Raw genomic sequence first — 25,590 nt, 5'->3', positions numbered from 1 at the left:
TGGATCGCACCAGGTGGGACCGGCGCATCGGTTCGGACTGCCTATATCTCGGTGCCGACTACCCACATCTGGGGCCGCGGTCTCAGCAGGTGGAACGAAGCTCGGGCGCCGGCTGTGGTGACGGACTTCGCCGGCGACTTCCTGTCAGCTGTCGGCTGTGGTGACGGACTTGGTGAGGGCCTGGAGGGCGGCTTCCGGCGTACGGCGGCCGAGGCCGCACGCGGTGGCGACGTCCACGCGGCGGCCGGTGGTGGACTCGATCAGGCGGAGGGTCCGAGCCAACGCCTCGTCCGACTGAGTTTCGTGGATGAGGCCGGCGACCAGGCGGGTGGCGGGTGGGACGCGGAGCTTCGACAGCGGGCGGTAGAAGGACGGCGCAACCGGCGCCGGGGATTCACCCGCTGCGAACGGTAAGTGGATGTAGTCGAGGAGCTGGGTCACCGGCCATGCCTTGCCGAGGGCGTTGGCGAGCGCAACGACCGGGGCGGCGGTCTGCGGTTTGCCCAGAGCCTTGTTCTGGAGGTCGCCCAGGCACAGGTGCAGGGCGAAGCGGGCGCCGACCGGCGCGCGGCTGACCATCGCGACGACCTGACGGGCCAGGTACGCCGCAGCAACAGCGCGGAGCGGCCGCGGCATCTGAGTGACGAACACCAGTTCCGCCGGGAGCTCCAGCTGGAAGACGACGCGGTCGCCGGCGATGGCGTGGATCGCGGCGATCTCGGCGAGCATCAGGTCGGCGAAGACCTTCCGGTACCGGAAGCCGCCGACCGGGCCGAACGTGAACAGCGCCAGATCGAAGTCGCCCGGCAGGCCGACCAGGAAGCTCAGGTCGTCGTGATCGTTGCGAGCGGCAACGGACTGCAGTGCGGCGTACCCGGTCTCGAAAGCGCGGACGTGCCCCAGGTCGACGCCGCTCCCGGTGAAGCGGTGGCCGCGGCGGACGCCGAGGCGGGAGGTGTGGTCGTAGTTCGACCAGTCGCCGGGGCGGCGCAGCTCCAGGTCGGAGTGGTTGCCGAGAGCATGGATCAGGTTGAGGATCCAGAGCTGCCGGTCCCCGGTCTCACCGTCGGGGAGAAGACGAGACCGGGGACCGAGGACGTCCAGGGCCAGCTGGATCGCGGCGTCCGCGGACGACGCGGGGATGCTGCCGAGAAGTTGCACCTGGCGTTGGGGGCTGGGAAGAGTCACAGGGGCCAATTGGACAGCATCGAAGTGATTGCCGAGTGCCCATATTTGGGTACCGAACTACCCAACTTCACGACGCCAGTACGACGGTGAAGCCGCCGGGGAGGACCTCCGCTCGGGTGGTGGCGGGGCGCCGGGAGTGGAGCTGGCCGGAGGACGTGTACGAGTAGGCGGTCCCCCGGTGAGCGACGGGGACCGAGCGGGGGTGGTGGTCGACGCTGACGACGAGCTCGTTGGGGCCTAGTTGGAGGCGGCTGATCAGTGGGAGCAGGAGGAGGGCGTCGATGCGGACGTTGGCGCCGGTGGAGGTTGCGGTGAGGGTGGTGGCGGCTGCGGGGAGGGTGCCGGCGGCGATCGGGAGGAGGGCGCCGGGGGCGGCGGAGACTCCTTGTGGGCCGCCGGAGCCGTGGTTGATCGTGCTGCCGGTGGACCATCTGGATTTGCCGGCTGAGCGGTCGGGGATCAGGTCGACGATGGGGAGGACGAGGCGGGTGTCGGTAGCGGCCGGCAGGGGCCAGGAGGCGTGGGCGCCGGCGGGGAGGGTGATGTAGGAGCCGTTGCTCCATTGGGATTCGCCGGTCCACGCGGAAGGTGGGGTGACGACTGCCGCGCCGGAGGAGAGTTGGGCGGATTCGGCTTCGATGACCTGGAGGCCTGTGGTGGTGGGTTGTGCCGCCAGGGCTTGGGCTCGAGCTGCCAGGGCGGGGTCGGCGTCGACGGCGAGCATCGAGAGCAGGCCGTGGATCGTCGACTCCGCGCCGGAGTTGCGGTTGATCACACCGTCGCCGGAGATGCCGTCGTAGGTACGGCCGGTTGTCGCGTCGTAGACAGCCTCGCCCGCGCGGTTGGCGCCGAAGTACCAGGCGGCGACGAACGCGGCGAGCTGTCGGAGCCCGGGGCGATCAGCAGCCGTGGCCACGGACAGGAGGCCTTGCAGGCGGGCGTCGACGCCGTACGCGATCTGGGTGCGGTCGATGGGCGCCGGGAGCCAGCCGTTGTCGGGGCCGCCGGCGGTCAGCACGAGTGGGGTGAAGCCTGCCGTGTCGCCCACAGCCGGTGCCAGCAGGCGCCGGTCGCGGAGAGCGGTCGAAGCGACGGCGAGGGCCGACGGCATCTGGGCGCCCCAGGCGTGCCAGTCGGAGATGGACTCGCCCCACGGGAGGAGGGCGCGGAACGGCCACTCGCGGGTGCCGCCGGCGCTCATGGCGGCGATCGCCTCGGCGAAGCGAGCCAGAGCCTGCTTGGCGCGTGCGGAGCCGCCGGAGCGGACGTAGGCGCTCAGGCCGAGCACTGCCTCGGAGGTGGCGTCGGCGCCAGCGACGATGAGCCAGGCCGGGACCCGTCTGCCGTCGACGATGTTCCAGGAGCCGTAGTGGACCAGGACCTGACGGTCCAGCGCGCCGAGGGCCAGCTCCAGTCGCGTCCGCAGGAAGCGGGCGAACGCGGGATCGACCGATCGGAAGACCTCGTAGCCCTCCCCCAGCGCCCACACCGTGCGAGCCAGCCAGTACGACGGCCCGCTGTCCGACGGATCGGGCAGCTCGACCGGCTCGGCGCTGGGGTTGAGGGTGCCGTCCGGCTGCATCCAGAGGACCACGTTGCCGGCGTTGGCGCCGCTGGTCGTCTGCAGGTAGGTGAGGCCGCGCAGCAGCCCGAACGCCGCTGAGCGGCTGTGCGCGTCGCGGTGGGCTCGGTAGTGGCGCAGGTAGACGACTGCCGCGCGGGCGATGTCGTCGGTGTTGAAGGCGCCCTGGCCGTAGGTGTTGGTGGCGGGGTCGTACGGGCCGCCGCCGATGCGGGCGTAGGTGCCGTCGGGGCGGCGGTCGGCGTACGTCCAGAGGACGCCGAGTGGGCCGGGGCCGTAGGTGGAGTGGCCAACCACAGTGGGAGGTGTCACCACGTCACCCAGATAGTCGAGGTGAGCGAGGTTGGCGCGCTGGTACTTGGAAGGTGTGGCGGCCTCGAGCGCAGGTGTGCCGGCGGCCGAAGCCGGCGTGGCGGTTGCCGTGGGCAACCCCGCCGCCAGGGCGAGCGATCCTCCCAGGACCGCTCGCCGGCTGACCGTCATGACAACCGGTCCAGCCGCGCCACGCCGATCTTCGCGTCGGCCATGCCGTAGAACACGTAGTGCACGCCGTCGACCTCCTCGATCGCGGTCGGGAAGACGACGTTGCCGACGGTCCCGATCCGCTCCTCCTCGGTCTCCGGGACGAGAATCGGCTCCGCCGTGCGATCCAGGACCTTGGTCACGTCGTCGAACGACAGCAGCAGGGCCCCGGCGGCGTAGCTGACCTTCTGCGTCGTCGGGTCGAAGCCCTTCGGCTGCTCCCCCGTCACGCCGTGGTGGATCACCAGCCAGCCCTCCGGCACCCGCAGCGGCGCCGGCCCGGCGCCGATCTTGAGCTCCTCGAACGGGTGCTCCGACATCGCGACCAGCCGGTGCTGCCGCAGGTGCACCAGGTTCTCCAGCCCGCGCTCGACCTCGGCGACCGGGACGAACGACACCCAGATCCCCGGCCGGTCGTCGGTCACGCCCGCGGGCAGGTGCACGCCCTCGCCCTCGCGGAACCAGCCGAGGTCCCACATCGGCCGGTGCAGCATCGCGTACGACGGTTCGCCGTCCGGCCCGGGCACCGGCTCGGGGAAGAACACCGTGTCCTTGTTCGGGAACAAGTTCAGATCCGTGTCCAGATCGCTCTGGTACTCGAAGTGCAGCGGCCCCAGCCGCGTCCACGTCCGCAGGTCGTCGGAGACGGCGAGCGCCGGCTTCGGCCCGAGCGGCCCGTACGCGACGTACGTCATCACGTGCTTGCCCAGCGACGGGATCCAGGTCACCCGCGGGTCCTCGACGCCGGCGTTGTTCAGCCCACGCTCCCAGCCCTCGTCCGGGGCCAGGACGACGCCCTCGCGCTCGACGCCGGAAGGCACGCCGTCGTCCAGGACGACGCGAGCCAGGCCGACCCGCGAAACGTTGCCCGGAGCAACCAGTCGCGGCAGCAGGTACAGCGTCCCGTCCGGCGTGTGCCCGGTGGCGGGGTTCAGCACGCCCTCGGACTCGAGCTCGTTACCGGGCTCCGGCGTCATCACGACACCGACCCGCGTCAGTGTGTACGGAACAGTCACAATCACAAACCTTTCGAGAAAGTTCAGCCCTTGACCCCGGACTCGAGGCTGGAGGAGATGAAGCGGCGCTGGAAGATCACGAACAGCGCCACCGCCGGTGCGGCCAGCACGCAGGCCCCGGCGAGCAGCGCACCGAACGGGTTCGCGGCCCGCGCCGACACGGTGGTCAGGTAGTTGGACAGCGAGACCGCGAGCGGTTGCAGGTCCTGCTGCTTGGTGATCAGGAACGGCCAGAGGAACTCGTTCCACGGCCCGATGAAGGTCAGCAGTACGCCGGTCAGCAGCGCCGGCTTGACCAGCGGCACCGCCACCCGCCACAGGATGGCGAGCTCGCCGGCACCGTCGATCCGGGCCGCGTCGAACAACTCCTGCGGCAGTTGCAGGAAGTACTGCCGGAAGACGAACACCGCGGTCGAGTTGATCGCGAACGGCAGGATCATCCCGAGGTAGGAGTCGGCCAGCCCGTAGCTGCGCACGATCATCACGTAGAGCGGGATCGTCAGCAGCTGGAACGGGATCACCTGGACGAGCAGCACCAGGTTGAACACCGCGCCGCGGCCACGGAACTGCAGCCGCGCCAGCGCGTACCCGGCCAGTACGCCGAAGATCAGCGTGCCCAGGATGACGCCGCCGGTGAAGATCCCGGAGTTGATCAGCGACCGGCCGAGGTCGATCGCGGCGTTGATCTCGGCGTAGTTGTGCCCGGTCAGGTTGCCCGGCGACGGGAACGCACCGCCGACCGACGGGTCCGGCTCGGTCTGCAGGCTGCCGACGAGCATGTAGTAGAAGGGGAACAGGAACACGAACGCCCCGACCAGCAGGGCGAGGAACCGCCACGGACTGCGCATCATCTCAGTCCTCCCTCCCGACGAAGCGGCGTTCGACCAAGGCCAGGATCAGGACCCCGATCACCAGCAGGACGCCGATCGCGGCGCCGATGTCCGGGTTGCCCTGCTCGATCCCGCGCTGGTACATCACCAGCACCGGCGACGCGGACGCGCCGTCCGGGCCGCCTCCACCGGTGAGCAGGTACGGCTCGGTGAACAGGTTCGCCCCGGTCACCGTCGCCAGCAGTACGACGAGCGTGGTGGCCGGTCGTACCCCCGGCACGGTCACGTTCCAGAACGACTTGAACCGGCCGGCGCCGTCCATCGACGCCGCCTCGTACAGATCCTTGGAGACGTTCTGCAGCGCCGCCAGGTAGAGCAGGATGAAGAACCCGAGCTGTTTCCAGGTCACGTAGATCGCGACCGTCGGCATCGCGAGCTTCGAGTTCACCAGCCAGGACGGGTCCGGTGCGAGCGGCCCGAGCACGGAGTTGACCAGACCGTTGGAGTTGAACAGGAACAGCCAGACGCCGACCACGGCGACGCTCGCGGTCACGTACGGCACGTAGTAGCTGACCCGGAAGAAGCCGCGCCAGCGGATCGCGCCGTTCAGCGCGTAGGCCAGCAGCAGCGACAGGACGACGGTCAGCGGCACGTTGATCAGCAGGAAGATGCCGACGTTGCCGAACGACCGCCGGACCGCCGGGTCCGAGAGCACGGTGGCGTAGTTCTCGAACCCGACGAACGGCCGGTCGACGATCGCGCCGGGCGCGGTGAAGAAGTAGTCGTGGAAGGACATGTAGACCGCGAACCCGAGCGGATAGGCGAAGACCGCCGCCAGGAACACGACGTACGGCGTGACGAACAGCGACCCGATCGGCTGCTTGCCGAGGATCTTGCCGACCGCTCCGGTTCGGGTGGTCATGAGGCCTCCCGTCCTGGACTGAGGAGCGTAAGGAGCGAAGCGACTGAAGCGACGAGGGAAGGACGGGAGTTGAGCCTCATGACCCGCCGAGCCGGAGGCGAGGCAATCGGCACAGTCATGACTGCTTGGCGAGCTGGTCGACCTTCTCGACCGCGCCGTCGAGGGCGGCGCCCGGGTCCTCCTGGCCGAAGATCACGGACTTGGAGTACGCGTCCCGGAAGGTCTGCCAGATGGTGATCGAGTTCGGCACGTTCGGCACCTCGACGGTGCGCGCGGCCTGGTCGGCGAACTGCTGGTAGTCCGGGTTCTTCTGGAAGTACTCCGGGTACGTCGTGGCGACCTTGTCCCGCAGCGGCATCTGGCCGGTGGCCTCGAGCAGCTTGCCGTCCTGCTCCTGGCTGGTCGCGAACTTCAGCACGTCCCACGCCGTCCCGCGGTTCTTGCAGGCGGAGTACATCGCGACGTTCTTGGCGTCGCTGAACGTGTAGATCTCGTTCGCGGGCTTACCGGCCGAGGTCGGCACCGGCACGGCGCCCCACTCGACCTTGTTCTTGTACGTCGCGATCGCCCACGGCCCGACGACCGCCATCGCGGCGGTGCCGTCGACGAACGAGTCGCCGGTGTACTTCTCCTGCGAGGCCAGCTTCTCGGCGTACAGGGTCCGCCAGAACGCGGCCACCTTCTTGCCCTCGTCGGAGGCGAACTGCGCCTTGCCGTCGGCGATCAGCTGCTTGCCGCCGGTCTCGGCCGCGAACAGCGGGTAGAAGTCGAACCAGGACTGGTAGAACTCGTTGCTCGGCGCCGGGTAGATCGCGTACTTCGCGGCCTTGGCGGCGACCAGCTTGCGCGACGTGGCCAGGAACTCGTCGTACGTCGCCAGCGGCGGCTTGGTGGTGTCGATGCCCGCCTTGGCGAAGGCCTTCTTGTTGTAGAAGATCATCACCGGGTTGTCCTTCCACGGCAGCTGGTAGTACTTGCCGTCGGTGGACTTGTACTGCTCGGCGACCTTGCCGCTGCGGCTCTCGACGTAGTCCTTGCCGCCGTCGAAGCCGTCGAGCGCCACCAGGCCGCCCTGCTTCTGGAACTGCGACACCGAGGCCGGCGAGGTGTTGAAGATCAAGCAGGGCGCGTTGCCGGCGGTGATCGCGGCTCCGATCACCTCCTCGGAGCTCTTCCCGGTCGGGATCTCCTGGGCTGTCACCTTCTGGTCGGCGTGCGCGGCGTTCCAGGCGGCCACCATCTGCTTGCCCCAGGCCACTTCCTCGGCGTTGTTGGACAGCCAGACGGTGATCTCGCCGCGGGCCTGCGCGGCCGCGCCGGCGTCACCGCCGCCGTCGCCGCCACCGCACGCGGCGGCCACCCCGGTCAGGCCCAGTGCCAGCAGCGTTGCGGTCAGCTTGCGTTTCATGACTCCTCCAGACGTGCGGTCGAACGGCGGACGACGAGCCGTGCCGGTGGGAGCTCCACGTCGGCGACGTCCCCGGACCCGTCGATCAGTTGGTTGAGAGTGGTCGCGGCGGCCTCGCCGAAGGCGTAGGGATCGGCGCGCACGGTGGTCAGGCCGGGATGGACGAACTCGGCGAGCTCGCTGTCGTCGAAGCCGGCGATGCTCAGGTCGTCGGGCACGGTGAGCCCGGCTCGCTGGGCGGCGCCGAGCCCGGCGATCGCCATCCGGTCGTTGGCGTAGACGATCGCGGTCGGCCGCTGCTCGAGGGCGAGCAGCTTGCGGGTCGCCTCGATCCCGCCGGCCGCGGTGAAGTCGCTGATCTCCAGCCCGGCGGGCTCCAGGCCCGCGTCGGCCAGGGTCGCGACGAACGCGTCCGCCCGGGCGGTGGCGTGCACGAAGGTGGGCGGGCCGGCGACGTGGGCGATCCGGTGGTGGCCGAGCTGCAGCAGGTGCTCGACCACCTCGACCGTGCCGGGCCGGTCGTCGAGGCAGACCGCCGGGAACGGCGACGTACCGACCGGGCGGTTCAGCGTCACCGCGGGCAGACCGAGCTCGCTGAGCAGGTCGATCCGCGGGTCGTCGTGGCGGAGGTCGGACAGGAAGACACCGTCCACCCGGCCGTCGCGGGCCAGCCGCCGGTACCCGGCGACCTCGTCCTCACCGTCGGTGACGACCTGCAGCACCAGCGCCTGGCCGCCGCGCGAGAGCACGCTCTCGACACCGGCGATGAACGCCGAGAAGAACGGGTCCGACGACAGTACGGCGGGATCGCGCGTGAGCACGAGGCCGAGCGCGAACGCCTTCGAGACCGACAGCGAGCGGGCGCGGTTGCTGGGCCGCCAGCCGAGCTCGTCGGCGGCCGCGAGGATCCGGTCGACGGTCGCCTGGGCCAGGCCCGGCCGCCCGTTCAGCGCGAACGAGACTGACCCCTTCGAGACCCCGGCGCGCGCCGCCACATCGGCGATCGTCGGTCGATCCTTCGCCACGCCGTACCTCCGATTGAGCTTTTAAACCGGTTTAAACAGTCACTAAACCGGTCAAAACCTGCTTCGTCAAGGGTTCACCGGGTGTCTTACAGACCACACGGGCGGCGTCGATGTGACAGCGCGGAACACGACGAAGGCCGCCCCCACCCAGTGGGAGCGGCCTTCGGGGTGGTGCTGGTTACTTGTAGACGTCCGCGGCCGGGTCGCCGTGGCAGCGCTTGTACTTCTTGCCGGAGCCGCACGGGCAGGCGACGTTGCGCGGGGTGCCCGGGTACATCAGGCCGCTCGCGTCGGTGCCGTCCTCGGTGCGGACCGCGACCTCCTCGTCGCCGTCGATCGTCGGCGCCGAGTACGACAGGCGCTGCGGCGGACGGTTGTCCTTGCCGAGGCCCTTGGCCAGCAGCTTCGGGCGGTCGGTCAGGCGCGGGCCGTCCTGCGGGCGGTCGGCGTCGCGACCGGGGAACTCCGCCACCGGGGCGCCCGGGGTGAGGATGTCCTCGGCCTCCTCGACGACCTCGGCCGCCGCGGCCTGCTGGGCGCGCATCGCCTCGACGTCGACCTCGACGTTGAAGATGAACGCGACCGACTCCTCCTTGATCGACTCCATCATCGCGGCGAACATGTCGTAGCCCTCGCGCTGGTACTCGACCAGCGGGTCACGCTGCGCCATCGCGCGCAGGCCGATGCCCTCGCGCAGGTAGTCCATCTCGTACAGGTGCTCGCGCCACTTGCGGTCGAGCACGTTCAGCACGACCCCACGCTCGAGCTCACGCATCGACTCCGAGCCGAGCAGCTCCTCGCGGCGCGCGTAGGCCTCGCGGGCGTCGGCGACGAACTTCTCCACCATGAAGTCCTGGGTCAGGCCGGAGCGCTCGCCGCCGGCCTCCTCGATCAGGTCCTCTTCGGTGACAGTCGTCTGGTAGAGCGTCTTCAGCGCGGTGAACAGCGGGTCCAGGTCCCAGTCCTCGGCGAAGCCGTCGGCGGTCGCGCCCATCACGTAGCCGCTGACGGTCTCGTCGAGCATGTCGAGCACCTGGTCCTGCAGGTCGGCGCCCTCGAGCACGCGGCGGCGCTCGTCGTACACGACGTGGCGCTGACGGTTCATCACGTCGTCGTACTTGAGGATGTTCTTCCGGGTCTCGAAGTTCTGCGCCTCGACCTGGGACTGTGCCGACGCGATCGCCTTGGTGACGACCTTGTTCTCCAGCGGGACCGTGTCGTCGTCGTTGCGCGACATCGCCCAGTCGACCATCTCGCGCTTGAACAGGCGCATCAGGTCGTCCTCGAGCGACAGGTAGAAGCGCGACTCGCCCGGGTCACCCTGACGGCCGGAACGACCGCGCAGCTGGTTGTCGATCCGGCGCGACTCGTGCCGCTCGGTGCCGAGCACGTAGAGGCCGCCGGCTTCGCGGACCTCCTTCTGCTCCTCCTTCACCTGCAGCTCGAACTTCTCCAGGACCTTCGGGTACTCCGCCTCGTACTCCTCCGGCGTCTCCACCGGGTCCAGGCCGCGGGCCCGCAGGTCCTTGTCGGCCAGGAACTCCGGGTTGCCGCCGAGGATGATGTCGGTACCACGGCCGGCCATGTTGGTGGCCACGGTGACCGCGCCCTTACGGCCGGCCTCGGCCACGATCGCGGCCTCCCGCGCGTGCTGCTTGGCGTTCAGCACCTCGTGCGCGATGTTCTCCTTGCGCAGCTGCGCGGACAGCCGCTCGGACTTCTCCACGCTGGTGGTGCCGACCAGGATCGGCTGGCCGCTCTGGTGCTTGTCGACGATGTCCTTGACGACGGCGTCGAACTTGGCGTCCTCGGTGCGGTAGATCAGGTCGCGCTGGTCCTGGCGGACCATCGGCTTGTTGGTCGGGATCGGGACCACGCCGAGGTTGTAGATCTTGGAGAACTCGGCCGCCTCGGTCATCGCCGTACCGGTCATGCCGGCCAGCTTGCTGTACTGGCGGAAGTAGTTCTGCAGCGTGATCGTCGCGAGGGTCTGGTACTCCTCCTTGATCTCGACCTTCTCCTTGGCCTCGATCGCCTGGTGCAGACCCTCGTTGTAGCGGCGGCCGTGCAGCGTGCGGCCGGTGTGCTCGTCGACGATCAGCACCTCGCCGTCGACGACCACGTAGTCCTTGTCGCGCTTGAACAGGTCCTTGGCCTTCAGCGCGTTGTTCAGGTAGCTGATCAGCGGGGTGTTCGCCGACTCGTACAGGTTGTCGATCCCGAGCCGGTCCTCGACCTTCTCGATCCCGCGCTCGAGGATCGCGACGGTGCGCTTCTTCTCGTCGACCTCGTAGTCGGCGACCTTGCGCTTCTTCTCGTCGATCTCCAGGTCGGTGACGCCGCGCCGCTCGTTCTTCAGCTTCTGGTCGTCGGCGTTGGTCCAGGCGTGCAGCGTGGAGGCGATCTGCGCCATCTCGACGTACCAGCGCTGGGAGTCCTCGGCCGGGCCGGAGATGATCAGCGGGGTCCGGGCCTCGTCGACCAGGATCGAGTCGACCTCGTCCACGATCGCGTAGTTGTGCTCGCGCTGCACGCAGTCGGCGATGTCGCTGGCCATGTTGTCGCGCAGGTAGTCGAAGCCGAACTCGTTGTTCGTGCCGTAGGTGATGTCCTTGTGGTAGGCGATCCGGCGCTCGGCCGGGGTCATCTCCGGCAGGATCACGCCGTAGTCGAGGCCGAGGAAGTGGTACACCCGGCCCATCCACTCGGCCTGGAACTTGGCCAGGTAGTCGTTCACCGTGACCACGTGCACGCCCTTGCCGGACAGCGCGTTCAGGTACGTCGGCAGCGTGCCGACCAGGGTCTTGCCCTCACCGGTCTTCATCTCGGCGATGTTGCCCAGGTGCAGCGCCGCGCCGCCCATGATCTGGACGTCGTAGTGGCGCTGGTGCAGGGTCCGCTTGGCCGCCTCCCGGACGACCGCGAACGCCTCCGGCAGCAGCGCGTCCAGGGACTCGCCGTTGGCCACCCGCTCCTTGAACTCGGCGGTCTGGCCGCGCAGCTCCTCGTCGGACATCGCGACGAAGTCGTCCTCGATGGAGTTGACCACCTTCGCGATGCGCTCGAGCTGACGCAGCGTCTTGCCCTCGCCGATGCGCAGGACCTTGTCGATCACCTTCATGGTGGGCAGTTCTCTCCTCGCTGCTGAAGCCTGGTTGCGGCGGACATGCGTCACCTATCGTACGGGGCCGGGTGAGCCAAGCCACGTCGAGCGTCCTCAGACCCACGCACGAGAGCGCCGAAAAGTTCCGGTACGGCGAACGACCGTACCCGTTGTCACTGTCCGCGCAGGGCGTCACTCAGCGCAGGCGCCAGGTCGCCCAGCCCGGCGACGCGAACCTGGTCGAGCCCGAGCCAGCCGGCCAGCTGGACCAGCTCGGCGGCCAGCTCCTCCGGTGTCTCGGCGGGCGCGCCGTCCTCGGAGTGCGCCGACTGGACCAGCAGGACGCCGGCCGCCCGGTCCGCCTTCAGGTCGACCCGGGCCACCAGCCGGTCGCCGAGCAGGAACGGGAGCACGTAGTACCCGTAGACGCGTTTCTCGGCCGGCACGTAGATCTCGATCCGGTACCGGAAGTCGAACAGCGCCTCGGTCCGGGTCCGCTCGAAGACCAGCGAGTCGAACGGGCTGACCAGGGCGCGCGCGTTCACCCGGCGCGGGAGCCGGGCGTCGCGGTGCAGGTACGCCGGGCGCTTCCAGCCCTGGATGGAGACCGGCAGCAGCTCGCCCTCCTCGACCAGCTCCTGGATCGCCTGGGTGGTCGGGCCGGGCGCGGTCCGGAAGTAGTCCTTCAGGCACTGCGCCGTCCCGACGCCGTGCGCCTTGGCGGCGATCCGGACCAGCTCGCGGTGCGCCTCCTCCGAGCTCGGGATCGGCGTCGCCAGCACGTGGGCGGGCAGGACGCGCTCCGGGACGTCGTACATCCGCTCGAACTGCTGGTTGCGCTTGGCGACCGTGATCTCGCCCGCGAAGAAGAGGTACTCCAGCGCGCGCTTCACGTCCGACCAGTTCCAGCCCCAGTTGTCCTTCTGGCGCTCCACGTCGTCGTCGATCTCCCGCGCGGTCAGCGGCCCCTGCGCGGTGACGTCGGCGAGCACCTGCTTCACCAAGTCAGGCCGCTCGGCCGCGATCGACCGCGGCCCACCCCACGCCTCGGTCGCCGCCCGCGCCATCCGCCACCGCATCAGCGGGTGCGTCTCGACCGGGATGAGCGAGGCCTCGTGCGCCCAGTACTCCACCAGCCGCCGCGGCGCCTTGCCCGCCGCCCGGTCGAGCAGATCCCGCGGATACGGCCCGAGCCGTGAGTAGAGAGGTAAGTACTGCGCCCGGCTCAACACGTTCACCGAGTCGATCTGCAACAACCCGATCCGCCCCAGCACCCGGCTGAGCGCCCGCATGTCCGGCACGCCCTTGGGCCGAGGGTCGGCAAACCCCTGCGCGGCCATCCCGATCCGTCGCGCTTGCGCCTGAGACAGCACCTGAGTACTCACCTTGGGCATTCTGCCGGTCGGCACCGACAGAATGCCGGTCATAACTCCTGAGTTACCGCAAGTGAGAGGTGTGCTACACAGGGTGTGCGCGGGACGCTGCTCGGACAGGCCGCGACGCCCGCGCGGCCTCTTTCACCTGTGGAGCGTGAGGCAATGACAGGAAGACTCCAGCTGGTTCGTGCCACTCTGGCCGCGACGGCGCTGACCGCCGCGTCGCTCGGTGCGGTCGCCACCGCGTCGGCGAGCCCGGCGCCGGAACCGCCGCACACCCGGATCGTCGGCGGCGAGATCGCGCACACCGCCGACACCCCGTGGGCGCTGGCGCTGAACAACAGCGGTTCCCCCGTCCCCAGCGGCCAGTACTGCGGCGCGACGCTGGTCGCGCCGGACAAGATCGTCACCGCCGCGCACTGCGCGACCGAGGACGCCGGCACGTACACCGCGATCCAGGGCCGCGACAAGCTCACCGACCCCGGTGGCAAGACGTCGAAGATCAGCGCGATCTGGGCGGACCCGAAGTACGGCCAGGAGGGTGGTCACGACGTCGCGGTGATGACGCTGGCGACGCCGTTCACCGGTGTCGAGACGCTCCCGCTGGAGACCAGCACCGCCGCCGACGTGGCCGGCGCCCAGTCGGTCGTCTACGGCTACGGCAACACCGAGGGCACCGGCCCGGCCGACACCTTCCAGAAGGTGACCGTCCCCGTGCTCGGTGACTCCTACTGCGCCGGCGTCTACGCCAGCCAGGGCTACACCGCCGACGGCGAGATCTGCGCCGGCTACGAGGACGGCGGCAAGGACTCCTGCCAGGGTGACTCCGGTGGCCCGCTGGTCCTGAACGGCCGCCTGTTCGGTGTCGTGTCGTGGGGCATCGGCTGCGCCGACGCCGGCAACCCGGGCGTGTACGCCGAGGTCGCCACCTACTCCGCCGAGCTGCAGGCGCAGATCGGCAGCTAGACCAGCATCTCCTAGACCCTTCGCAGGGGAAGGGAAGGGGCCCGGGGATCACTCCCCGGGCCCCCCTTCACGTTCCTGCGGGCTAGACGGCCAGGCGGATCACGCCGTAGTCGTAGCCCCGGCGGCGGTAGACGACGCTGGGCTGGTTCTCGTCGGCGTCGACGAACAGGTAGAAGTCGTGGCCGACCAGTTCCAGCTCGTAGAGGGCCTGGTCGAGCGACATCGGCTTGGCGGTGTGGGTCTTCTCGCGCATCACCAGCGGGCCGTCACCGGTCACCGTCAGCGAGCCGAACTTCTGGGTCGGGATCTCGTCCTCCGCGGTCTCCTCGACCACGAGGTCAGCTCCGTTGAACGTCTGCTTGGCGTTCACGTGCCGCAGGCCTTCGGGCGCGTGCTCGCCGCGGTGCACGCGGCGACGGTCGGCGGCCTTGCGGACCTGGGCCCGCAGCCGGTCCAGGCTGACGTCGAACGCCGCCTGCTTGGTCTCCCCGCACGCCTCGGCCCGGACCACCGGGCCCTTGGTGTACATGGTGAGCTCGACCCTCATCGCCCGATCGTGCTGTCGCGGGTTCTTCTCCTGACTGACTTCCACCTCGCATCGCAGCACCCGGTGATCGACCTTCTCGATCCTGGCGAGCTTTTCCTCGACGTACTGCCGGAAGCGGTCACTGACCTCGCAGTGATGACCCTTGACAACGACGTCCACGGAAACCTCCATCGATCGGCGACTTCTTTTACGTCTCGGGACCCCCGTTTCCTGTCGGCAGGTGCCCGAAACGAGAACACCCGCTCACAAGCCGGTCGGACTCCGTGGCCAGGAATCCGGCTGATCCGGTCCTGCGCCACTTCACTGCCCGACAAGCCCTAGCGGGTGTCATAGGCCAACGCTAGTCGGCTTCGGCGAAAACCGGTAGGGAAGTTCTCATGAACCGGGCGTCCCGTGCCGCCGGGTCGCGGCCAGCACGGCGGATCCGAGCACCGCGATTCCCGTTGTTTCCAAGGCTCCGGCGGCCTGGCTGAGCGTGGAACCGGTGGTCAGCACGTCGTCGACCAGCAGGACCGGTTGAGTTGTCAGGGTTTCAGCCCAGCGCGAACGCACGCCGAAGACGCCTTCCATGTTGGCGATCCGCTCCCGCGCCGACAGCCCGGCCTGGTCCGCGGGCCGCCGGACCAGCTTGAGAGCCGCCGCCAGACGGACGTCGTACCCGTTTTCGGACAGGTGGCGGGCGGCAACGATCGCGATCCGGCGCAGCGGCTCGTGACCGCGGGCCCGGACGGTCGCGCGGGCCGAGGGGATCGGGCAGAGCCAGGCGGCGCGACCTGGGGAGATCGCTGCGGCGACAGCGGTCGCGAGAGTTCGGCCGAGGGGGTCGGCGAGGGCGTAGCGGGCATGCTCCTTGTGCTCGAGGATCAGGCGGCGGAGGACGCCTTCGTACGGCGCGCAGGCGGTCGCCGCCGGGAATCCGGGCGGCAGAGGCGTCGGCGCGGCGGGAAACGGAGTGAGGGCTGCCAGTTCAGCACGACAGTCGGAGCAGAGAGTGACGCCTGGGCGCGCACAGCCGGCGCAGGTGCCGCCGAGGACGAGATCGAGCCATGCGTCCCGGAGTCCCACCGGAAAACTGTGGGCTCTTTCCAGTCTGCTCCACAAATCGGACCTGTGGACAAACTCAGGCGAGTAACCCGGTGATCAGCGTCATCGTGGGGATCGCGAGCAGCGTCGTGAGCATCACCGTGCTCCGGGCGAGCTGCTGACCGGTCCGGTAGTGCACGGCGTACACGTAGACGTTCTGCGCGGTCGGCAGCGCCGCGAGCAGCGTCGGGGCGAGCAGCGCGTGCCCCTCCAGGCCGAGGACCCAGCGACCGACGGCGTACGCGACGACGGGCTGGAGGACGATCTTGAGCGAGACGGCCAGGGCCACGTCCGGAGCGGGGCCGATGCGGGTGGTGCTGGTCCGGCCGCTCAGGCTGAGCCCGTACGCGATCAGCGCGACCGGGACACCGGCGGCGCCGACCAGTTCGACCGGGCGCATCAGCAGCGTCGGTGGGTCGAAGCCGACGGCGGCAACCAGGAGGCCCAGCAGCGACGCCACCGTCAGCGGGTTGCGCAGCGGGCGGGTCAGGACGGTCCGCAGCGACACCCTCCGGCCGGAGCCCTGCCGGTAGCCGTCCAGTACGGCGAACGCGACGGGCGCCATCACCAGGAGCTGGAACAGCACGATCGGCGCGACCAGCGCGCCGTCGCCGAGCACGTAGACGGCGACCGGGATCCCCAGGTTGCCCGCGTTCACGTACGACGCGGCGAGCGCGCCGATCGTGGCCTGGGCCCGGTCGCGGTGCCGGACCAGCGCCGTCACGGTCACCGACAGCACGACGATGACCAGCACGCAGGACAGGCTGGTCAGCAGCACCGGCGAGAAGATCGCGTTCAGGTCCGCGCGGGCCACGGTGGCGAACATCAGCGCCGGAGTGGCCACGAAGAACGCCAGCCGGGACAGGACCTGCTCGTCCTCGCTGCGCAGCACGCCGGCCCGGCCCACGACGTACCCGAGCACGGCGACCGCGACCAGCGTGAAGAACGCGCTCAGGACGGAGGACATCGGGTGCCCTCGGACTTTGTCATTACCTCCATGCTAGAAACCGTCCGCCCACCGGCCGTGGGCGGTCCCGCATGCCGGACGACCGGAAGCGGACAGTCAGGCGCCCGGCGGGAAGGCGTACCTCCGGCCGCCGAGCACCGCGACCGTCGCCACGACCAGGAGCAGCAGCGCCGCCCAGGTCAGCGACATCGTCCCCAGCCCGGGGATCAGCACCCCGCCGAGGAAGCCGCCGAGCGCGATCGACGACGAGATCACCGTGATCGTCACCGACTGCGCGACGTCCGAGGCCGGACCGGTCGCGTCGATCACGGCCGCGATGAACAGGCTCGGCGAACTGCCGAACGCGAACCCCCAGGCCGCGGCCGCGACGTACACGAGCACCGGCGTACCGGACAGCACCGCCAGCACCAGCACGCTGACCGCGAACAGTAGCGTGCTGCCGACGACCAGCTTGCGCAGGTGATGGTCGATGTGGGCACCGACCAGCAGCACGCTCAGCACCGCCGTCACACCGAACGCGAACAGCACCCACCCGGTCTGCCGGCTCATCCCGACGTGGTCCAGGAAGTCGGTGACGTAGGTGTAAACGATGTTGTGGGCAACCATGTACGCCGCGGTCGCGACGAGGATCGTCCGCAGCCCCGGGATCACCAGGACCTGCCGGACCGTGAACCGCTCCTCGGCCGTCTGCCCCGGCAGGTTCGGCAGCGTCAGCACGACCCACACGGCGTTCAGCACCGCGAGGCCGGTCGCGGTCCAGAAGGCGACCTGCCAGCCACCGAAGTGGCTCAGCCAGGTGCCAACCGGTACGCCGAGCGCGAGCGACAGCGGCGTACCGGCCAGAGCGATCGCGATCGCCCGCCGCTGCCGCCCCTGCGGAGCGAGGCGGGCGGCGTACCCGGCGAGCAGCGGCCAGATCAGCGCGGTGCCCACGCCGGCGGCGAACCGGATGACCATCGTCAGCGGGTAGCTGGTGGAGATCGCGGTCAGCGCGTTGGTGACGCCGACGACTGCCAGCGCGACCAGCAGCACGTTGCGCCGCGGCCAGCTCGCTGTCAGCCGCGACAATGGGATCGCCGCGAGCGCGGTGGCGAGCGCGTAGATCGTGACGATCTGCCCGGTCAGCGCGACGTCGGTGTGCAGCGTCGCGCCGATCTCCGGGAGCAGTCCGGCCGGCAGGCACTCGGTCAGAATGCCGATGAAGCCGCTGAGGAACAGCCCGAACAGGGCTTTGCCAGGAAGCCGGGTCGTGACCGGCGGGGTCAGAGTGGTGGTGTTCACGCTGGTCAGCGTGCGTCGGCGTTCGGGTGCTACCCAGGCCTCCGGTTTTCGTACCACTGGCAGGGACAGGCTCGGCGGCTCGTCCGGCGCAATACTGGGGTCATGGGCAACGATCCGGGCGAGCTGAGCGAGTTCCTGCGAACCCGCCGGGCCCGGCTGCAGCCCGGCGAGCTCGGGCTGCCGTCGTACGGGCGCCGGCGGCGGGTGCCCGGGTTGCGTCGCGAGGAGCTGGCCCAGGTCGCCGGGGTCTCGGTCGCGTACTACACGCGGCTGGAACAGGGCAACGCGCGCAACGTGTCGGTGGAGGTGCTGGATGCGATCTCCAGCGCCTTGAGGCTGACCGAAGCCGAGCACTCGCACCTGCTGCATCTCGCCCAGCCCCGCCGGCAGCGGCGCAGTGCGCCACGCCGCCAGCGGGTTCGCCCGGAGCTCCAGCTGATGCTGGACGCGATCGACGGGACGCCGGCGTACGTGTGGGGGCGGCGTACCGACGTACTGGCGTGGAACCGTACGGCGTCCGCCCTCTTCGGCGACTGGGCGGCGCGAGCGCCGCGCGACCGGAACTGGGCGCGGATCGTCTTCCTGGACCCGGCGGCCCAGGACCTCTTCGCCGACTGGCCCCTGAAAGCCGCCGACGTCGTCGGCCAGCTCCGCCTCGACGCCGGCCGCCACCCCGGCGACCCGCTGCTCGACGAGCTCGTCGGCGACCTGTCGATCCGCAGCGAGCCGTTCCGCGAGCTGTGGGCCGCGCACAACGTCAAGCGCAAGACCCACGACCGGATGCGCATCACGCATCCTCTGGTCGGCGAGCTGTGGGTCGGCTACGAGACCTTCACCCTGCCGGACGACCAGGACCAGGCGCTCTCGGTCTACCACGCCGAGCCGGTGTCGAAGTCGGCCGAGGCGCTCCGCATCCTCGCCAGCTGGGGCGAAGACGCCGCGGAAGCCCGCTCGACCACCTGAGCGAACTGCTGCCGGGAGTTGCCGGTAGATGAATTCTCAACCGATCTGTCGCCGGTGGGTATCTTCTCGACGATCTACCTCCTCAGCTACAGCAGCGCGACGCTGCCGAGCCTGATCTCCGCCCGGCTGTCCACCATCTACTCGCCGCCACACATCGCCTTCGGGTACGGCGTACTGGCGCTGCTGTGCTCGTTGTTCACCGTCACCGCGGCCGGCCGCTCAAGGTCCGGCCGGTAGATCCCGCTCGACGATCAGGCCCGCGAGCTCGGCGAGATCCGCGGCGATCAGGTCCGGTTGCGGGCCGATCGGGCTCGGGACCATCCCGGGCCTGCGCAGGAACGCCGCGCGGCAGCCTGCTTCCAGTGCGCCGGTGACGTCCCACGAGTGGGCTGCGATCAAGCGGACCTCGCCGATCCCGACGCCGAACGCGTCCGCGACCGACCGGTACGGTTCCGGCGCTGGCTTCAGCCGGCCCACCGTGTCTGCGGACATCACTCGCTCGAAGAGGTCGAACAGCCCGACGTACCGGAGCTGTGCCTCGGCCACGCGCTGGACCGAGTTCGTCAACGCCACCAGGCGCAACGGAGTGCCGGCCAGCCGGGCCAGCGCATCCGGGACGTCCGGGTGTGGCGGCAGCGACGTCATCAGCGCGACCGTCTCGTCGACCTGCTGATCGCTCAACGCCACGCCCGCCCGCTCGCCGATCATCCGTAGCGCGGCCTGCTGGGCGGTCGTGAAGTCGACGTACGCGCCGGTGATGCCGCCGACCAACGACAGCTGCAGCATCTGCGAGAACCAGACCGGTCGCAGGGCCGCCGACCCGAACAGTTCCTCGAAGCGGCCGTCCAGCACGCTGAGATCGAGCAGGGTCTCGTTGACGTCGAACGCAAGGACTTGAGTCACCAGCCGAGTACACCACTGGAGTCGTCAGCGCTGCGGCAGATTCCTCGATCGGTCACGGGGCCGTAAGGAGGGCTCAGTCCTGCAGCAGTTCGTCGACCTGGGTGTCGCGCAGGTAGTGGGAGAAGGCGGAGTCGTGCTTCGGGTGACGGCGGTAGCGGGCCGGGACGACGCGGCCTTCGAGGTCGTCGGCGGTGCTGTCGGCGAACCGCCACAGGCGGCGGGCGATGCGGCCCGCGACGCCGCTGTGCGGCGAGTTGGGGTGTGAGCGCGTCGGCGGCCTCCGCCCGGATCCGGAGCTCGGTAGTACCCCAGCTCCGCGTCCTCGACGATCCGGGAGCTCTCGTCGTCCAGCAGGATCTTCATCCGGGCCTCCTCACCGCGGTTCTTCGATGGTGTCGCCGCGGCGCGCCGGTCTGACCCGGCGCGCGCGTCCGATCAGCTCCGTCCGGCCATCACGCCGCCGTCGACGTTCAGGATCGCGCCGGTGACCCAGCTCGCCTGGTCGGACAGCAGGAAGGTGATCGCCGCGGCGATGTCGTTCGCCGTACCGACCCGGCCGAGCGGGTGGAACGCGTCGAACTCCTGGATCGCCTGCGCCAGCTGGTCCTTCGGGATGAAGCCTTCGTACAGCGGTGTCGCGACGACCGCCGGCGCGACCGCGTTCACCCGGATGCCCTCGCCGGCCAGCTCCATCGCCAGGTTGTGCGTCAGCGCGTGCAGCCCGGCCTTCGCCATCGAGTACCCGGTGGCCGGAGTCACCGCGACCGCCTGGTGCGCCCACATCGACCCGATGTTCACGATCGAGCCGCCGTTCCCGGCGACCTGCATCCCGCGCACAACGGTCTGGGTCAGGAAGAACGTCGCGCGACTCAGCTCGAGGTAGGCGTCGTAGTCCGTCCCCTCGTAGTCCAGGAAGCTCTTCGGGATGAAGAACCCCGCCGCGTTCACCAGCAGACTGGTGTCCGGGTGGTCCTCGGCCAGCTGCTTGCGCACGTCCTCGACCTGGTCACGATCGGCCAGGTCCGCGGTGATCCCCCAGGCCCGGTCGGCACCGAGCTCGGCGACCGTCTCGTCCACCTTGGCCTGGTTGCGGCCCACGATCACCGCCTTGGCGCCCTGCGCCACCAGGTCCACGGCGGTCTGCCGGCCCATCCCGCTGCTGCCGCCGACCACCACCAGCTTGCGTCCGTCGAAGTTCCCCATCACACACTCCCTTTCGCGTCGAGTTCACCTCGTCTGTGTCGCGCCGGTACGGCGTCTTACGCCAGATCGGTAAGACAGCAAGGCGAATCGACACTCACCAACCGGGTGCTCGGGAAGGGAGGCCGATGATCGTCCACAGCGAGCTGTACGCCGGTTCCCGGCGGGCCGGCCGGTTCTAGCTCCAGATCCGGCCGGTCTGCGTGGTCATCAGCTGATCCACGATCGGTACGGCGAACTCGCCCGTCGCGTGCTCGGTGACGCTCACGATGAAGCGCCGGATCAGTGGGTCGTCGACTGCCTCGGGATCCACGCCGCCCAGCCAGTTCTGCAGCGCCGTACCGGGCCGGTGGGCGCGGAGCGCGTTGACCGTGATCCCGGTACCGGCCAGCTCCGCGGCCAGGTTGACCGTGTGGGCCTCGACCGCGGCGACGCAGGCCGCGTGGATGTTGCCACCGGGCCAGGAGACCAGGTCGCCGACCGAACCGCACACGTTGACGATCCGGCCCCAGCCCCGATCGAGCATCGGCGGGATCACCGCACCCGCGAGCACCACGACACTCGCGACGTTGACGGTGAACGCGTGCAGAACGGCCGCCGGTTCGAGGGCGCTGACCCCGCCGAGCGGCGCCACCGTCGCCGCGTGGTTGACCAGGATGTCGACCTCGCCGAAGACCTGCTCGACCCCCTGGACGAGCGCCGGCACCGACTCGGGATCGCTCAGGTCCGCGGTGAACCCGTCGGCCTCACCACCGGCCCCGCGAACCGCCGCGACCGTGGCGTCCACCCGGGCCGGCGACTGTGCGACGACCGCCACCGCCGCCCCGGCGGCCCCCAGCTGCTCGGCGATCGCCCGCTCGACAGCGCCGCCGGCCCCGGACACCAGCGCGACTCTGCCATCGAACGGTTTTCCCGGTCTCTCGCCTGTGAACATGCCTGTTGGAGCACGGACGGCGACCGCTTCTTACCTACGCGCCGGTACCTTCGCCCGGACCGAGTCCATCGCCGGCCCGAGCCACGTGGTCAGGTAGCTCAGTCGAACTCGTAGCGTTCCTCGCGCCACGGATCGCCGTGGTTGTGGTACCCGGCGCGCTCCCAGAAACCGGGCTCGTCGCGCTGCAGCAGCCGCAGGCCGTTGAGCCACTTGGCCGACTTCCAGAAGTACAGATGCGGCACGAGCAACCGGACCGGACCACCGTGCAGCGCCGGGAGGTCCTTCCCGTCGTACCGGTGGACGATCCAAGCCTTCCCGCCCAGGAGGTCGGTCAGCGGAAGGTTGGTCGTGTAGCCGCCGTACGAGCTGACCAGGACGTGGGTCGCCTCCGTGGTCACGTCCGCGAGCAGTGTGTCGACGGAGACGCCTTCCCAGGTCGTGTCGAGCTTCGACCACCGGGTGACGCAGTGGATGTCGGCGACCACCGACTCGGTGGGCAGCGCGCGCAGGTCGCGCCACGTCCACCGGCGCTCGGCGCCGGTCTCCGAGGTGAGCGTCAGCTCCCACTTGTCCTTCGGGATCAGCGGGGTGACGCTCGCGGAGAGCACCGGGAAGTCAGTGGTGAGATGCTGCCCGGGCGGAAGCTCCCGCTCGCCGGAGTTGCCCCGTCCCTCGAAGCCGCGGTTGACGACTGCCATCTGAACCTCCCGACCTGTGTCGCGATGCTCTCACGCGGGCTGATGCTCCGGCAGGTAGCCCGCGGCGGTCAGGGCCGTGCGGAGCTTGCGGCGGGCGTCGAACATCGTCTTGTAGATCGCGTTCTGGGTTGCGCCGAGCTGCTCGGCGAGGACCTCGGTCGGCATGCCGTTCAGGACCAGGGCGACGAAGACCGTGCGTTGCTTGGCGGTCAGCGTCTCGTCGACAGCACGGCGTACGGCGGCCATCAGGTCGCGGCTCTCGGCGTGCGCCTCCGGCCCGACCCCGAGCCGGGCCGGGAGGCGCTCCCAGTCCTCCTCGTCGAACGCGACCCCGGCGCGCTGCCAGAAGTGCCGGTTCACCTTGGCGCCGACGTCGAAGATCACGAACTTGTACGCCCAGGTGGTGAACTTGCAGTCGCCGCGGAAGGTCTCGACCTTGCCGCAGATCGCGAGCAACGCGTCCGCGGCCGCCTGGTGGGCGATGTCGTCCAGTTCGGGACCGGCCAGCCGCAGCCGCGCGGCGCGGCGGCCCGCCTCGGAGCGGGCCGCGCGCAGGAGTACGTCGTACAGGCGCCGGCTGGCCAGCTCGCGCCGGTCGCCGGTGCTGGTCAAGTCGCTGACCCAGGCTTGGTTCTCCGCCGCCGCCTCGGCGGAGACGAACCGCGCCTGGGGCAGGGACTCGACCACTTCGCTCTCCAGAGATCGTTTGTAGCGGCTGATACAAGAACACAATGGACGATACCGTCCATTTCAGTCCGAGTCTACTCGCCAGCGAGAGGTCAACTGGTCGATCTAGTCCACTAGATAGCGGCCTTCGACCGTCGCGCCGTTCCCCGCAACTGGTCACTCATGGTTCAGGGCGCGATCTCGAGGTGCTGGATCAGCCCGCCGGCGAGCGTGAACCGGTAGATCACGTCGACGGTGCCGCCGGGGAAATCGCCTTCGAGGTGCTGCGTGACGACGTACCGGGTATCGCCGACCATCTCGACGTGGCTGACCTCGACCGTGTACGTGTACTCGCTGGACTCGGCCGACCGCCACCGGTGGATCTCGTCGTGCCCGGTGTAGACCTGGCCGTCGTCGTCGACCACGACCGCATCGGCCGCGAACGCCGCCAACAGGTCGGGCGCGTTGGCCTTGTGCTGCGGATCGGCCTCGCGCAGGAACCTCGTGATTGCCGCCGGCAACTGCCCGGCCTTGTCGGCCGCGGTCGGGTCGGGCGGGGTCTGGATGGTCATCAGAAACCTTTCAGTTCGGTCGTTCCGGGCAGATCGAGGCAGTACGTGCCGCCGTGATCACCCGCTCGTCGACCAGGAACGGCGAGACCTCACCGTCCTCGAGCCGCTCGACGGTGATCGACACGTTCTCATCCTCCGGCGGCACCCGCGACGACTCCGCGGACCGCCGCCCGACAAACCCCTGGTGACGGCCATCAGGCACCCGCCCAGGGCGGCAGCTTCGTACCCAGTTCGATTGACATGTCTCCCCTGTGTCAGGAGCCGCCCCGAACCTTTCCGCACCCAACTGGAAATCACCCCGCGAACCAGGAGGCGGTGATCGCGGAACTTCCGGTTGTATTCGGCAGTTATGTATTTGGTGAATCGACCGGAGGAGATGTGATGGCCAGGCGTGCCGAGCAGAAGGCTCAGGTCCGGGAGCGGGTGGCGGCGGAGCTCGCTGCGCAGGCTCGGGCGGAGCGACGCAGACGGGTGCTGGTGGCCGCCGGCGCAGTCGTGGCCGTCGTGGTCGTGGTCGGCGGGCTGGTGACGGTGCGGCTGGTCGGTGGCAGCAAGGAGGCGACCACCGGAGCGTCAGGTCAGGCCGACGCGGCGATCACCGGCGCGCTGTCGTCGGTGCCTGCGGCGACCTTCGACAAGGTGGGCACCGACGGTGTCCAGGCGAGTCCCTCGGCGATCACCGCGCCCGCGCTGACCGCGGGCGGCAAGCCGAAGGTCCTGTACGTCGGCGCCGAGTACTGCCCGTTCTGCGCGGCCGAGCGCTGGCCGGTCAGCGTCGCGCTGTCCCGCTTCGGCTCGTTCAAGGACCTCGGCACGACCCACTCCGCCGGTGACGACGTGTTCCCGAACACGGCGACGCTGTCGTTCCACGGCGCGACCTACACCAGCCAGTTCCTGTCGTTCACCGGCGTCGAGACCACGACCAACGAGAAGGTCGACGGCCAGTACGCGCCGCTGGACACACCGACCGCCGAGGACGAGAAGGTCGTCGACACCTACAACCAGCCGCCGTACGTGAAGAGCGGCGGGTCGATCCCGTTCGTCGATCTCGGCGGGAAGTTCGTCTCCGCCGGTGCGACGTACAGTCCCGAACTGCTCGCCGGGAAGACGCAGAGCGAGATCGCGGACGCCCTGAAGGACCCGGGCAGCCCGATCGCCAAGGCGATCGACGGGTCGGCGAACCTCTACACCGCCGCGCTGTGCCAGGTCACCGGCAACAAGCCCGCCGACGTCTGCACCAGTCCCGCGATCACCGCCGCCACCGGCAGCCTCGGCAAGAGCTGACCCGTGCCGTCGACAACGACCGAGCAGCGGACCGCCCTCGGCCCCCTGCCCTGGACGATCCTGCTGCTCTCGGCCGCGGGCCTCCTGGTCTCGGCGTACCTGACCTACGAGCACTTCACCGCCGGCACCACCCTGGCCTGCCCCGACACCGGCGTCGTCAACTGCGTCAAGGTCACCACGAGCCAGTACTCCGACCTGCTCGGCGTCCCGGTCGCCCTCCTCGGACTCGCGTTCTTCGCCGGCATGACGGCGCTGGCGCTCCCACCCCTCTGGCGTACGCCGAACCCGTGGCCGACCCGCCTCCGCCTCACCGGCGTCGTCACCGGAGTCGCCTTCGTCTGCTACCTGATCTGGGCCGAGCTCTTCCGGATCGACGCCATCTGCCTGTGGTGCACCGTCGTCCATGCGCTGACCCTGGTCCTGTTCGCCCTGGTGGCCGTCCGCCAGGCGCTGGGGCCGGCGCCCGGCTGACCATTTCACAGCAGCACCGGGGAACTGCCCGGCCACGTCGTTCGTCCTGCCGATTGGACGACCAGGCAACCAATGATCGGAAG

Annotated in this window: 24 protein-coding genes; 5 read left to right on the top strand and 19 right to left on the bottom strand. The window is 69.6% G+C overall.

What is annotated here, in order from left to right; all coding sequences use genetic code 11:
- Positions 1-144: 144 nt before the first annotated feature.
- The 9 genes from ACZ6Z4_RS06560 to ACZ6Z4_RS06520 form a co-directional block, all read right to left on the bottom strand.
- Positions 145-1,188 (bottom strand): hypothetical protein, encoded by a 1,044-nt coding sequence (locus ACZ6Z4_RS06560; protein ID WP_465558858.1) that lies wholly within the window; start codon positions 1,186-1,188, stop codon positions 145-147.
- 67 nt (positions 1,189-1,255) lie between these two features.
- Positions 1,256-3,253: a hypothetical protein gene (locus ACZ6Z4_RS06555; RefSeq protein WP_465558855.1), complete on the bottom strand. Its 1,998-nt coding sequence runs from the start codon at positions 3,251-3,253 to the stop codon at positions 1,256-1,258.
- The gene (locus ACZ6Z4_RS06550) at positions 3,250-4,308 is read right to left on the bottom strand and encodes a glycoside hydrolase family 130 protein (RefSeq protein WP_465558853.1); all 1,059 of its coding nucleotides are present in this window, start codon (positions 4,306-4,308) and stop codon (positions 3,250-3,252) included. Before ACZ6Z4_RS06550 ends, ACZ6Z4_RS06555 begins: the two co-directional genes overlap by 4 nt.
- A 23-nt stretch (positions 4,309-4,331) precedes the next feature.
- Positions 4,332-5,159 (bottom strand): carbohydrate ABC transporter permease, encoded by an 828-nt coding sequence (locus ACZ6Z4_RS06545; RefSeq protein ID WP_465558851.1) that lies wholly within the window; start codon positions 5,157-5,159, stop codon positions 4,332-4,334.
- A gap of 1 nt (position 5,160) precedes the next feature.
- Positions 5,161-6,060 (bottom strand): carbohydrate ABC transporter permease, encoded by a 900-nt coding sequence (locus ACZ6Z4_RS06540; protein ID WP_465558849.1) that lies wholly within the window; start codon positions 6,058-6,060, stop codon positions 5,161-5,163.
- 115 nt (positions 6,061-6,175) lie between these two features.
- Entirely contained in the window at positions 6,176-7,468 is a 1,293-nt protein-coding gene (locus ACZ6Z4_RS06535; protein ID WP_465558847.1) for an extracellular solute-binding protein, read from the bottom strand.
- Positions 7,465-8,493, bottom strand: a complete 1,029-nt coding sequence (locus ACZ6Z4_RS06530; protein ID WP_465558845.1) for a LacI family DNA-binding transcriptional regulator — start codon at positions 8,491-8,493, stop codon at positions 7,465-7,467. The genes ACZ6Z4_RS06535 and ACZ6Z4_RS06530 overlap by 4 nt, the downstream gene beginning before the upstream one ends.
- Before the next feature lie 178 nt (positions 8,494-8,671).
- Entirely contained in the window at positions 8,672-11,614 is a 2,943-nt protein-coding gene (gene secA / locus ACZ6Z4_RS06525; protein ID WP_465558843.1) for a preprotein translocase subunit SecA, read from the bottom strand.
- Positions 11,615-11,769: 155 nt separating this feature from the next.
- Positions 11,770-12,990 (bottom strand): winged helix-turn-helix domain-containing protein, encoded by a 1,221-nt coding sequence (locus tag ACZ6Z4_RS06520; RefSeq protein ID WP_465560601.1) that lies wholly within the window; start codon positions 12,988-12,990, stop codon positions 11,770-11,772.
- A 144-nt stretch (positions 12,991-13,134) separates the two neighbouring features.
- Here ACZ6Z4_RS06520 and ACZ6Z4_RS06515 point away from each other — a divergent pair, with 144 nt between their 5' ends.
- Entirely contained in the window at positions 13,135-13,938 is an 804-nt protein-coding gene (locus ACZ6Z4_RS06515; RefSeq protein ID WP_465558841.1) for a S1 family peptidase, read from the top strand.
- Between the two features lie 82 nt (positions 13,939-14,020).
- Here the strand turns inward: ACZ6Z4_RS06515 and hpf are convergent, their stop codons facing one another.
- The 4 genes from hpf to ACZ6Z4_RS06495 all read right to left on the bottom strand — a co-directional run bounded on the left by hpf (position 14,021) and on the right by ACZ6Z4_RS06495 (position 17,816).
- Positions 14,021-14,644 carry a ribosome hibernation-promoting factor, HPF/YfiA family gene (gene hpf, locus ACZ6Z4_RS06510; RefSeq protein ID WP_465560595.1) on the bottom strand — a complete coding sequence of 208 codons (624 nt, stop codon included), beginning with the start codon at positions 14,642-14,644 and terminating at the stop codon, positions 14,021-14,023.
- A 216-nt stretch (positions 14,645-14,860) separates the two neighbouring features.
- On the bottom strand, positions 14,861-15,550 hold the full coding sequence (locus ACZ6Z4_RS06505) for a ComF family protein (protein ID WP_465558838.1): 690 nt from the start codon (positions 15,548-15,550) through the stop codon (positions 14,861-14,863).
- A gap of 55 nt (positions 15,551-15,605) precedes the next feature.
- Positions 15,606-16,535 (bottom strand): AEC family transporter, encoded by a 930-nt coding sequence (locus ACZ6Z4_RS06500; protein ID WP_465558836.1) that lies wholly within the window; start codon positions 16,533-16,535, stop codon positions 15,606-15,608.
- 96 nt (positions 16,536-16,631) lie between these two features.
- Positions 16,632-17,816 carry an MFS transporter gene (locus tag ACZ6Z4_RS06495; RefSeq protein WP_465558834.1) on the bottom strand — a complete coding sequence of 395 codons (1,185 nt, stop codon included), beginning with the start codon at positions 17,814-17,816 and terminating at the stop codon, positions 16,632-16,634.
- 102 nt (positions 17,817-17,918) lie between these two features.
- Here ACZ6Z4_RS06495 and ACZ6Z4_RS06490 point away from each other — a divergent pair, with 102 nt between their 5' ends.
- The gene (locus tag ACZ6Z4_RS06490) at positions 17,919-18,779 is read left to right on the top strand and encodes a helix-turn-helix domain-containing protein (RefSeq protein ID WP_465558832.1); all 861 of its coding nucleotides are present in this window, start codon (positions 17,919-17,921) and stop codon (positions 18,777-18,779) included.
- A gap of 54 nt (positions 18,780-18,833) precedes the next feature.
- On the top strand, positions 18,834-19,016 hold the full coding sequence (locus tag ACZ6Z4_RS06485; RefSeq protein WP_465558830.1) for a hypothetical protein: 183 nt from the start codon (positions 18,834-18,836) through the stop codon (positions 19,014-19,016).
- Here the strand turns inward: ACZ6Z4_RS06485 and ACZ6Z4_RS06480 are convergent.
- The 6 genes from ACZ6Z4_RS06480 to ACZ6Z4_RS06455 form a co-directional block, all read right to left on the bottom strand.
- Positions 18,999-19,682, bottom strand: a complete 684-nt coding sequence (locus tag ACZ6Z4_RS06480) for a haloacid dehalogenase type II (RefSeq protein ID WP_465558827.1) — start codon at positions 19,680-19,682, stop codon at positions 18,999-19,001. The two genes, ACZ6Z4_RS06485 and ACZ6Z4_RS06480, sit on opposite strands and share 18 nt — an antisense overlap.
- A 435-nt stretch (positions 19,683-20,117) precedes the next feature.
- Positions 20,118-20,885 (bottom strand): SDR family NAD(P)-dependent oxidoreductase, encoded by a 768-nt coding sequence (locus tag ACZ6Z4_RS06475; RefSeq protein WP_465558825.1) that lies wholly within the window; start codon positions 20,883-20,885, stop codon positions 20,118-20,120.
- Between the two features lie 175 nt (positions 20,886-21,060).
- Entirely contained in the window at positions 21,061-21,765 is a 705-nt protein-coding gene (locus ACZ6Z4_RS06470) for an SDR family NAD(P)-dependent oxidoreductase (RefSeq protein WP_465558823.1), read from the bottom strand.
- A gap of 149 nt (positions 21,766-21,914) precedes the next feature.
- The gene (locus ACZ6Z4_RS06465) at positions 21,915-22,514 is read right to left on the bottom strand and encodes a sulfite oxidase-like oxidoreductase (protein ID WP_465558820.1); all 600 of its coding nucleotides are present in this window, start codon (positions 22,512-22,514) and stop codon (positions 21,915-21,917) included.
- 30 nt (positions 22,515-22,544) lie between these two features.
- Complete coding sequence (locus ACZ6Z4_RS06460) at positions 22,545-23,201, bottom strand: sigma-70 family RNA polymerase sigma factor (RefSeq protein WP_465558818.1); 657 nt, start codon at positions 23,199-23,201, stop codon at positions 22,545-22,547.
- Positions 23,202-23,368: 167 nt separating this feature from the next.
- Entirely contained in the window at positions 23,369-23,752 is a 384-nt protein-coding gene (locus ACZ6Z4_RS06455; RefSeq protein WP_465558816.1) for a DUF4440 domain-containing protein, read from the bottom strand.
- A 381-nt stretch (positions 23,753-24,133) separates the two neighbouring features.
- On the opposite strand from ACZ6Z4_RS06455, the gene ACZ6Z4_RS06450 reads away from it, so the two are divergent.
- Both ACZ6Z4_RS06450 and ACZ6Z4_RS06445 read left to right on the top strand, forming a co-directional pair.
- On the top strand, positions 24,134-25,036 hold the full coding sequence (locus ACZ6Z4_RS06450) for a DUF929 family protein (RefSeq protein WP_465558814.1): 903 nt from the start codon (positions 24,134-24,136) through the stop codon (positions 25,034-25,036).
- A 3-nt stretch (positions 25,037-25,039) separates the two neighbouring features.
- Complete coding sequence (locus ACZ6Z4_RS06445) at positions 25,040-25,507, top strand: vitamin K epoxide reductase family protein (RefSeq protein WP_465558812.1); 468 nt, start codon at positions 25,040-25,042, stop codon at positions 25,505-25,507.
- Positions 25,508-25,590: the final 83 nt, after the last annotated feature.

The organism is Kribbella sp. NPDC104740, assembly GCF_055583505.1.
The sequence above is the reverse complement of the archived record's forward strand: the minus strand, read 5'-3'. Positions and strand labels throughout refer to the sequence as shown.